The organism is Streptococcus sp. 27098_8_51 (assembly GCF_041432205.1).
Classification (GTDB): domain Bacteria; phylum Bacillota; class Bacilli; order Lactobacillales; family Streptococcaceae; genus Streptococcus.
Genome location: NZ_JAPVZE010000021.1, coordinates 1 through 10,251, shown reverse-complemented (window position 1 = coordinate 10,251; position 10,251 = coordinate 1). Strand labels below are relative to the sequence as shown.

Genomic DNA, 10,251 nt, shown 5'->3' with positions numbered 1-10,251 from the left:
ATCGCTGCTTCCTTATCAGTGATAGTGGCATCTTTGTTGATGTCGTCGATTGTCTCTCTTTCAATTTTTTCTAGGGTAGCGCTTAAATCTGAGCGAACTTTAGCTACATCAACCTGAGCCTCTTTATCAGCTTCGTCTAACTTAGCTTGGTCTTCATCTGTGAATTCTGATACAGGTTCAACTACTGTTTTGTGCTCGCTCGTATCTGCTGGCCAGTCTACAATAACATCACCAATCTCCAAATCCTCATCTGCGATAGCCTTCAAAAGGTCTTCTTTACCGATCTCTTCTTTGGCTTCTTTGATGGCCGTTTCTTTATCGGTGATTGAAGCGTCTTTTTTAATATCTTCAATTACAGCATTTTCAAGAGATTCTAGGGCTTGAACCAGAGCATCCGTCGCTTGAGAAACTTGTTCTTTGGCATCTTTTTCAGCATGGTCTAGTAGAGTCTTCTCCTCAGTAGATAATTTTTTATTAGTTTGAATCTCAGGGCCTGTTACCACAGCCTTATCTTCTGCACCTTCTGGCAATTCAGCGATGATATTATCTAAGCTAAGCTCTCCAGACTCAAGAGTATCTGAAATATACATCTTACCGATATATTCCTTCACAGCTTCAGCTGCCTCCTCTTTGTCCTCAATTGCTTCCTTATCCTTAATATCACTAATAGCCTGTTCCTCAAGTTCATCCAAAGCCTTCATCAACTCTTCTTTGGTCATCTTAGCTGAATTTGTCGCACCAGGATTAGCTGGACTAGCGTTTTCTGATCCCTTTTCAGTTTGAGCACCGCTCTCCCCTTCTGTTCCAGCTTGTGGTTGTGCAGGAACAACTGCCTGCTCTTCTGTTTTCCCTTCATCTGCCTTAACTACTGAAGGCTGTGAAACGAGTACACTAGCACCCAATACAGCTGCACTTGCTAAACTTGTTAAAATAACTTTCTTCTTGTCCATTAGACAATGCCCCTCTTATAGTTTTTTAATATTATTATATTATACTACTTAATGAACGTCAACTAATTCGATATCCATTTTAAAATTTTATGAACAAGAAGAAAGCTTGGATGATGTTTAAGAAACACTTCCTATTCTTACCCCATTTCTGTCTAGTCTGTAGCCATCAATAATCGTATTAACAGCTAAGGCTCCCGAAGCATCGACATAGTAATGTTTCCCCGAGACTTGGAACCATTGACTAGCTTTCATCCGGCCAGATTCCTCTAAGTAATACCAAGTTCCCTTGTCTTTAAGCCAGCCCGTCTGCATCTCACCCGAAGCCTTTAGATAATACCAGTGAGAGCCATCCTTAATCCAGCCAGTTGACATGGCCCCATTTTCTTTTAAATGATACCAATTGCTGTTAACTTTTTTCCATCCTGTTGCTAGCTTACCATTCTCTTGGTAATACCAACTCCCTCCTTCTTTTTTCCACCCATTCTCTGTATTGCTTAACTTTTCATACTTCACATATCTTCTAGAACCGCTATAAGACAAATAACCGAGCCACTTATAACCGTCCTTTTCAAGAACTTGATCATAACTCACACTCTCACCAGCATAATAGTAGTCAATAACCTGTCCTGTGCTTGATGGTTGGTCCATAATAGGCGATTTCCCCGTGAATACCATTGTCCCACTAGACGGAAGCTCTGAGCTACGAGCATTCTCACCCGCACTATGGCTAGTAGATAAATCCTTGAAATGAATAAAACCTGTCATCGAACTAGCCTTGACTTTTCGACGGTTATACTTTTCTCGAACCCCATAGTTATACTCTTCGATTTCAATCGTATCCCCCGACACATTTGATACCCAGGCCACGTGCCCATAATAACCTTCTGTCGACCAAGCAATAGCCCCAACTTCTGGCTTAGTATCCACACGGTAGCCTTCTCGCCTTGCACGATGTCCCCATTCATTTGCATTTCCATAGGCAGGAGGAATCTCAAAGCCATTTACACTACTCAAACGAAAGGCCGCAAAAGAGGTACACTGGCGAGAATACATCCGCCACTGATCGATTTCAACACTACCATTTTTGTAGTGAAGCGGATAGTCATCTCCACGCGCTACACTATCAGCTTGAACCGATTCTCCACCAAACAAAAAGGTACTTGTAACAAACAAAGTAGCCAGCCCTACACTCAACTGAGTACATCTACTCTTCTTAACTCCTGATTTAAAAAACGTCATTCATTCTCCTTAATAATATAAATTTCCGAGGTTACCCTCGTTTATACTATTCGGGAGAAAAAGAAAAAAGTGAGCAAAGCTCACTTCATTTTAGGATTCTTAGTCTAGATAGCGAATCAAGTTCTTTTCTGTCAAGATATCTGAGTAGGTAAAGGATTCAACGTAGACATTGGCTTGTTTGTCTCCTTCAACATCCCCAAATTCAACGATAAATAGAGATGGATAAACCTCAATTAGCTTACCCAATCTATTTTTTTGGCGCTTACGGCCATTTTCCAAAGTCATTTCAACGACTTGTCCCTCATGCGCCTTGATCTCTTCTTTGATTTTTTTCATCTTGGCTACATCTGTAAATGCATCTGACATCTTATGCCTCCCTCTTTGAGATACTTGAAAATTTATTGTATTCTTTTTGGAAAATCAATTCCACCGTTCCACGAGCTCCACTACGGTTTTTCTCGATGATAACCTCAACCTTGTTATTTGGAATTCCTTCCTCTTCTTCACCTGCACGATCATAGTAGTCGTCACGGTACAGAAAGGCTACGATATCCGCATCCTGCTCGATAGAACCCGATTCACGAATATCAGACAAGACTGGTCTCTTATCTTGACGCTGTTCAACTCCACGAGATAACTGACTAAGAGCAATGACTGGAACCTTTAGCTCCTTAGCTAGAATTTTTAACTGACGAGAAATTTCAGAGACTTCTTGTTGGCGGTTCTCACGACCAGTACCTGTGATAAGCTGTAGGTAGTCGATCAAAATCAAGCCTAGATTGCCTGTTTCTTGAGCCAGTTTACGTGAACGCGAACGAATTTCCGTGATTCGAATCCCTGGCGTATCATCGATATAGATACTCGCGTTAGCTAGGTTCCCTTGAGCAATGGTATACTTTTGCCACTCCTCATCAGTCAATTGACCTGTACGGATAGAATGGGACTCCACCAAACCTTCAGCAGCCAACATACGGTCTACTAGACTTTCCGCACCCATTTCCAGCGAAAAGATAGCAACCGTCTTGTCCAACTTAGTCCCGATGTTCTGAGCAATGTTCAAAGCAAAGGCCGTCTTACCAACTGCTGGTCGCGCCGCTAGGATAATTAACTCCTCCTCATGAAGACCTGTCGTCATATGGTCCAAATCACGGTAGCCCGTTGCAATACCAGTGATATCCGTTGTTTGTTGTGACCGAACTTCTAGGTTCCCAAAGTTGATATTTAGAATATCTCGGATGTTCTTGAAACCACTACGATTGGCGTTTTCGCTAACATCAATGAGCCCCTTTTCAGCCTGAGCAATGATTTCATCTGCAGGCTTAGAAGCCTCATAGGCTTGGTTGACAGACTCTGTCAATTTGGAAATCAAGCGACGTAGCATAGCCTTTTCAGCTACAATTTTAGCATAATACTCCGCATTAGCTGAAGTTGGTACAGAGTTGACGATTTCAACAAGATAGGACAAGCCACCAATATTTTGGAGATCCCCTTGGCTATCCAAAATCGTCCGAACTGTCGTCGCATCAATTGCTTCCCCACGATCCGACAAATCTACCATCGCTTGGAAAATCAACCGATGAGCATACTTAAAGAAGTCACGAGAATCAATGTATTCTCGGACAAAAACGAGCTTACTCTCATCTATAAAAATAGCCCCCAGAACAGATTGTTCTGCCAAAATATCCTGAGGTTGAACTCGCAGTTCCTCTACTTCTGCCATCCGACTTTCCTTCCTTTTACAATCTTGTCAAGAAGTTGTAAACTTAACCTTCTTTTACACAAAGATTGATGACACTTGTAACATCTTGATAGATCTTCACTGGTACATCAATCAAACCTACTGCTCGAATTGGTGCTTGCACTTGAATATTGCGTTTGTCAATCTTAATACCAAACTGCTTTTGCAATTCTTCTGCAATTTTCTTGTTAGTGATAGAGCCAAATGTACGGCCATCTGGTCCAACCTTTTCAACAAACTCTACAACAGTTTCTTCTGCTTCAAGCTTAGCCTTGATAGCCTTTGCTTCAGCAATCATCTCTGCATGAGCTTTTTCTTCAGATTTTTGTTTTCCACGCAACTCACCCACTGCTTGAGCAGTCGCTTCCTTGGCCAAATTCTTTTTAATCAGGAAGTTTTGAGCATAGCCAGTTGGCACTTCCTTGATTTCGCCTTTCTTCCCTTTTCCTTTAACATCTGCTAAAAAGATTACTTTCATTCTTCTTTCTCCTTTTCCTTTAGTTCTTCCAAGATTAGTTGAGTCAATTTTTCTCCTGCTTCCGACAAACTCATATCCTCGATTTGCGCGGCAGCTAGATTAAAGTGACCTCCACCACCCAGCTCTTCCATAATGCGTTGCACATTGATTTTACTACGACTTCGAGCCGAGATGGAGATAAATCCTTGTGTATTTTTTGCCAGAACGAAACTAGCCTCAATACCAGACATAGCCAACATAGCATCAGCAGCCTTACTGATAACAACTGTGTCATAAGACATTGAGTCCTTAGCTTGGGCAATCAAGATATCTGAACCTAACTTACGACCTTGTAAAATGAGTTCATTTACCTCACGGTACTCTTCAAAATCTGTCGCAGCGATCTCCTGGATAGCAATACTGTCACTTCCCCGTGTTCTCAGATAGCTAGCCACATCAAAGGTTCGGCTCGTCACGCGAGATGTGAAATTCTTGGTATCCAGCATCATACCAGCCATCAAAACACTGGCCTGCATACGACTCAAACGATTTTTCTTAGAATTTTGGAACTGAATCAATTCTGTGACCAGCTCACTGGCACTACTTGCCCCACTTTCAATATAGGTGATGACTGCATTCTCAGGGAAATCCTGATCACGTCTATGATGGTCAATAACAATAGTTTGAGTGAACAAATCATAAAAATCTTTTGACAAAGTCAAAGCCGTCTTGGAATGATCCACCAGAATCAATAATGAACGGTTTGTAACTAACTTCATCGCATCTGTAAGAGATAAAAGTTTCGTGACATCTTCCTTCTTCAAGAACTGAATAGCACGTTTGATATCTGCTGGCATATGTTCTGCATCATAGACAGCATAACTGTTCTCAATAATATTACTTGCAAACAACTGCATACCGACAGCAGATCCCAAAGCATCCATATCTAGATTTTTATGACCGACTACAAAAACTTGGTCAACACTTCGAATCTTATCAGAAATGGCTGTCATCATGGCTCTGGTACGTGTACGAGTACGTTTGATAGATGCAGCAGTTCCTCCACCAAAGTAGACAGGATTCTTGGTTTCGTTATTTTCCTTGACCACCACCTGGTCACCACCGCGAACTTCTGCTAAGTTCAAGTTGAGCAAGGCAATTTTCCCTATCTCTTCATGGTTTCCATCACCATAAGAAAATCCCATACTTAAAGTTAGGGCTAGCTGCCTCTGTTTTGATTCTTCTCGGAAAGTATCAATAACGGAGAATTTATCATTCATCAATTCCTCTAGTACCGTGTAATCTGTGAATACATAAAAACGATCCATCCCCACACGGCGAGAAAACATAGCATACTTACTAGCAAATTCTGAAACAAAATTAGCTACAAAGCTATTGATATGGCTGATATCAGAGTCAGATGTCGCATCCTCCAAATCATCATAGTTATCTACTGAGATGACTCCAATGACTGGACGGCTAGTTACCAATTCGACAGTTGCTTCGTACTCCCCAGAAACATCAAAGAAATACAAAACACCCGAAGCCTTGTCCATATGAACAGCATATCGTGTTTCGCCCAAGGTAGCATACGAACCTGGATTCCCAACAGAAGCCTTGATGATGGTTTGAATTAACTCAACATCAATTTCGCCTTCTTCAGTAGTTAAAATCAGCTCAGCATAGGGATTAAACCATTCCACTTCTCCACTTGATAAGTCTAATTTCAGTACTCCCACCGGCATTTGATCAAGCAAAGTACTCAAGCTATTTTCGGCTTGGTGATTTACATATTGGATTTGTTCAATTTCGCTCTTTTCATACTGTTTTTTTTGCCAAACGAATAAAAGCAAATAAAGCAGTACAAATAAAAACAAAACAGTGATTGTTACAGCAAGATTATGTGAAAAAATAATCAGCAAAGTTAAGATTCCGAAAGTTGCAAGTCCTAGCAAGACTGCAGAAAACGGGATTAAATTATTTTTTTTCATTCTAAACCTCTTGCGCATTATTATATCACAAATGCCCTTAAAAAGCGACCCTTTAAAAGATGCAAGCCCTTCTTTCATGATTGATTTCTCTAACTTCAGACACAAAAGGAGGAGGGGATCATCACCCTCCTACCCACGTGTTCAGATCACTAACACCTAACGTTCCACGATAAGGGCAGTCCCCATCCCTCCTCCGATACAGAGAGTTGCTAACCCAGTTTTAGCATCTCGTTTCATCATCTCATGTACCAGCGTTACTAGGATACGGCAACCGGAGGCCCCAATTGGGTGACCAAGAGCAATGGCGCCACCATTGACGTTGACAATATCTGTGTTGAAACCAAGTGTTTTACCAACTGCACAAGCCTGGGCAGCAAAAGCTTCATTTGACTCAATCAAGTCGAGATCTTCAACTGTCAAATTGCCTTTTTCAAGAGCCTTGCGAGTCGCATAAATCGGTCCACATCCCATCATCTTAGGATCCAAACCTGCACTTGCATACGAACGAATGCGGGCAATCACTGAAAGTCCTAATTCTTCAGCTTTTTCAGCACTCATGATTAAGACAGCTGCTGCCCCGTCATTGATTCCTGAAGCATTTCCCGCTGTGACAGAACCGTCTTTTTTGAAAATAGGACCTAGCTTAGACAAACTCTCCAAGCTAGCATCTTTTCTAGGATATTCATCTGTATCAAAAACGATAGGATCGCCTTTGCGTTGAGGAATGACAACTGGAATAATCTCTTCTTTAAAGCGGCCAGATTCTATAGCTGCAACTGCTCGTTTTTGTGACTCTAAAGCAAGAGCATCTTGCTCTTCTCGACTGATGCCATATTCTTCAGCCACATTCTCGGCTGTAATTCCCATATGGTATTCGTTAAAGGCATCAGACAAACCATCCTTAATCATGGTATCTACCACTTTCGAATCTCCCATACGACCACCCCAACGGAAACTTGGCAAAACGTATGGAGCCTGACTCATGTTTTCTGCACCACCAGCTACGATAATATCTGCATCGCCACATCGAATCGCTTGAGCAGCCAACTGCACGGCCTTCAAACCGGAACCACAAACCTTATTGATGGCAAAGGCTGGTGTAAATTCAGGGAGTCCTGCATGAACGCTCATTTGACGAGCTACGTTTTGACCTAAACCTGCGCCTAGGACATTCCCCATAATCACTTCGTCTACCTGCTCTGGTTTGACATTGGCTTTTTCCAAAGCACTCTTAATAACCAAAGCTCCCAAATCAACAGCTGAAACATTCTTCAAACTTCCTCCAAAGGAGCCTATTGGAGTTCGCACTGCTGAAACAATCACCACGTCTTTCATAACTGCCCCCATTTATACCTTTTATAATAATGCAATATAAAAATGGTTTACACTGGTGTAAACCACTTTAAAAATTCTATTTTATGATTCTTTTACTTCTAACAAACCAACTTCACCATCTTCACGGCGATACAAAACATTAGTTGTTTGATCTTCTACATCTACATAAATAAAGAAATCATGTCCCAATAAATCCATTTGAAGAAGGGCTTCTTCTAAATCCATTGGCTTCAAATCAATTTGTTTTGAACGAACGACTTTGGGTTGCACAACATCTGCATCTTCAACTAGAGCATCTGTAAAGAGTTGACTTGTCGCAACTTTACTTTTATTCTTACGTTCGATTTTAGTTTTATTTTTACGAATCTGACGTTCAATTTTATCTGTTACAAGATCGATAGAACCATACATATCTTGGGAAATATCTTCAGCACGAAGAGTGATAGATCCAAGTGGAATTGTTACCTCAACCTTTGCTGTTTTTTCACGGTAAACTTTCAAGTTCACACGTGCATCCAACTCCTGCTCAGGTTGGAAATACTTTTCGATCTTTTCGAGTTTAGAAACTACATAATCACGAATTGCTTCTGTTACTTCTAGGTTTTCACCACGGATACTATATTTAATCATATAAGTACCTTCTTTCTAAACATTTTTGTTTTTCTAACTATATTATAACGCTTTCATTTTCATTTTGCAAATTTTTTCCTCATCTTACAAGGGAAAAAGTTTTAACTTCCAAAGCACCTGCTTCTTCCAAAAGTCGTTTCACACGATTCACAGTTGCCCCTGTTGTATAGATGTCATCAATCAGCAAAATCTTCTTAGGAAGTGAGATTCCATCTTTAATAAAAAATGGAATTTCAGTAGCTAACCTTTCCAAACGGCTTTTAGAAGAACTAGCGCTCTCTTCTCTTTTTCCTAATATATCTTTAAAAGAAAAGCCTGCTGCCTCAACCAAACCTTCAACCTGGTTAAATCCCCTCTCAAGCAATCTTTCAGGACTTAGGGGAATCAAAACAAATTGATAACCTCTATACTTTTTCAACTCCTCAGCAAGAACAGAAGCAAAAACTTTTCTAAGCAAAAAATCGCCATCAAACTTATATCGACTGAAAAAGTCTTTCATAGCTTGATTATAGGTAAAGATTGCCTTATGATCAACCTGAATTCCTTCTTTACACCAAAGTTTACAATCTTGACACTTAGTTGACATGCCTTTTTTCATACAGTTTGGGCAATAATTCTCACCAATCTTCTCAAAACTAGAAGCACAAGCTGAGCAAAGATAACTGCAGTCATCTTTTAAAATGAAGAGACTGCTAAAAGTCAGTTCACTCTTTGTAGTCTGGTCACATAGTAAACAGTTCATAACCCTGCCTCCTTGTTCATCTGCTTGATTTCCTTGATTGCCTTTTTGATGGAAGCATTTAATCCATCATGAAAGAAGAGCAACTCACCAGTTGGTCTATCCATACTGCGTCCAACTCGCCCTCCAATCTGAATCAAACTAGACTTGGTAAAGAGACGATGATTAGCTTCTACTACGAAAACATCTACACAAGGGAAGGTAACTCCGCGTTCCAATATTGTCGTACTGATCAGTATCGTCAACTCTCCATCTCGAAAAGCTTGCACCTGCTCTAATCGATTTTCTGTGACAGAAGATACAAAACCAATTTTCTCATCTGGGAAATACACCTGTAGTGTTTCTTTTAGTTTTTCGCCTTTCTTAATCTCTGATGTAAAAATTAGCAATGGATAACCTGTTCTTCTCTGTTTCTCAATATAAGTCTTTAACTTGGTTGATAACTGGCTTTTCTCTAAACAGCGATTAAAATCCGATAACCAGACTGGTTTAGGAATAATCAAAGGATTTCCATGAAACCGTCTCGGCAAGCTTAATCGTTTTAATTCTCCTGTGCGAACCTTCCTATCTAACTCATCTGTAGAAGTTGCTGTAAGGAATATCCTCAATCCATCCTCCTTTACACTATTCTTTACAGCATAGTAAAGCATAGTGTTGTCAACATAAGGAAAGGCATCTACCTCATCCACTATCAACAAATCAAAAGCATGATAAAATTTTAATAACTGATGAGTTGTTGCAATTACTAAGGGAGTTCGAAAATAGGGCTCTGATTCGCCATGGAGTAGCGCTATATCGCAAGCAAAGTCATTCTGCAGTCGCTTATACAGTTCTAAACATACATCAATTCGAGGACTGGCCAAACAAACTGCACCACCATCATCAATCACTTTAGCTACAACTTGATAGATCATCTCTGTCTTTCCAGCTCCTGTCACAGCATGAACTAAAGTCGGTTCTTTCTTTTCGACTGCTCGAATCAACCCCTCTGATACCTTTTCCTGAAAAGGGGTTAACTGACCACACCATTTGAGAACATCTTGCTTAGGAAAATCTTCCTGCGGAAAATAGTACAAAGCTTGATCACTCCTGACTCGCTTCATCAGCAAACACTCCCTACAATAGTAGGCACCAATAGGCAAATACCATTCTTCTAGAATCAAACTATTACA

At 40.6% G+C, this 10,251-nt stretch carries 9 protein-coding genes and 1 pseudogene; all 10 read right to left on the bottom strand.

All coding sequences use genetic code 11. The annotated features are described in order from the left end of the window. Positions 1-950 (bottom strand): annotated as a pseudogene (locus O3622_RS09795) (cell wall anchor protein); the annotation flags it as partial. 117 nt (positions 951-1,067) lie between these two features. After that, positions 1,068-2,189 carry an SH3 domain-containing protein gene (locus tag O3622_RS09790; protein WP_053092022.1) on the bottom strand — a complete coding sequence of 374 codons (1,122 nt, stop codon included), beginning with the start codon at positions 2,187-2,189 and terminating at the stop codon, positions 1,068-1,070. Between the two features lie 99 nt (positions 2,190-2,288). Next, the gene (locus O3622_RS09785; protein WP_001278165.1) at positions 2,289-2,555 is read right to left on the bottom strand and encodes a Veg family protein; all 267 of its coding nucleotides are present in this window, start codon (positions 2,553-2,555) and stop codon (positions 2,289-2,291) included. Between the two features lies 1 nt (position 2,556). Then, a complete protein-coding gene (gene dnaB, locus O3622_RS09780) occupies positions 2,557-3,909 on the bottom strand; it encodes a replicative DNA helicase (RefSeq protein WP_000852476.1) in 1,353 nt (450 codons plus the stop codon). Between the two features lie 43 nt (positions 3,910-3,952). Next, positions 3,953-4,405, bottom strand: coding sequence for a 50S ribosomal protein L9 (gene rplI / locus O3622_RS09775; protein ID WP_033630528.1), 453 nt, complete (start codon positions 4,403-4,405; stop codon positions 3,953-3,955). Then, complete coding sequence (locus tag O3622_RS09770; protein WP_000739982.1) at positions 4,402-6,375, bottom strand: DHH family phosphoesterase; 1,974 nt, start codon at positions 6,373-6,375, stop codon at positions 4,402-4,404. Before O3622_RS09770 ends, rplI begins: the two co-directional genes overlap by 4 nt. Before the next feature lie 156 nt (positions 6,376-6,531). Then, positions 6,532-7,710 (bottom strand): acetyl-CoA C-acetyltransferase, encoded by a 1,179-nt coding sequence (locus O3622_RS09765; protein ID WP_008284495.1) that lies wholly within the window; start codon positions 7,708-7,710, stop codon positions 6,532-6,534. 81 nt (positions 7,711-7,791) lie between these two features. Further along, the gene (gene hpf / locus O3622_RS09760) at positions 7,792-8,340 is read right to left on the bottom strand and encodes a ribosome hibernation-promoting factor, HPF/YfiA family (RefSeq protein WP_000599114.1); all 549 of its coding nucleotides are present in this window, start codon (positions 8,338-8,340) and stop codon (positions 7,792-7,794) included. A gap of 79 nt (positions 8,341-8,419) precedes the next feature. Next, positions 8,420-9,082, bottom strand: a complete 663-nt coding sequence (locus O3622_RS09755; RefSeq protein WP_000995709.1) for a ComF family protein — start codon at positions 9,080-9,082, stop codon at positions 8,420-8,422. After that, positions 9,079-10,251 (bottom strand): DEAD/DEAH box helicase (locus O3622_RS09750; protein ID WP_371607404.1); only part of this gene is annotated, 1,173 nt, incomplete at its 5' end. The genes O3622_RS09755 and O3622_RS09750, both read right to left, overlap by 4 nt.

Excerpts from the sequence above, each read along its gene's own strand:
- O3622_RS09790 (WP_053092022.1), bottom strand. The coding sequence starts at position 2,189 with ATGACGTTTTTTAAATCAGGAGTTAAGAAGAGTAGATGTACTCAGTTG.
- O3622_RS09785 (WP_001278165.1), bottom strand. The coding sequence starts at position 2,555 with ATGTCAGATGCATTTACAGATGTAGCCAAGATGAAAAAAATCAAAGAA.
- dnaB (WP_000852476.1), bottom strand. The coding sequence starts at position 3,909 with ATGGCAGAAGTAGAGGAACTGCGAGTTCAACCTCAGGATATTTTGGCA.
- rplI (WP_033630528.1), bottom strand. The coding sequence starts at position 4,405 with ATGAAAGTAATCTTTTTAGCAGATGTTAAAGGAAAAGGGAAGAAAGGC.
- O3622_RS09770 (WP_000739982.1), bottom strand. The coding sequence starts at position 6,375 with ATGAAAAAAAATAATTTAATCCCGTTTTCTGCAGTCTTGCTAGGACTT.
- O3622_RS09765 (WP_008284495.1), bottom strand. The coding sequence starts at position 7,710 with ATGAAAGACGTGGTGATTGTTTCAGCAGTGCGAACTCCAATAGGCTCC.
- hpf (WP_000599114.1), bottom strand. The coding sequence starts at position 8,340 with ATGATTAAATATAGTATCCGTGGTGAAAACCTAGAAGTAACAGAAGCA.
- O3622_RS09755 (WP_000995709.1), bottom strand. The coding sequence starts at position 9,082 with ATGAACTGTTTACTATGTGACCAGACTACAAAGAGTGAACTGACTTTT.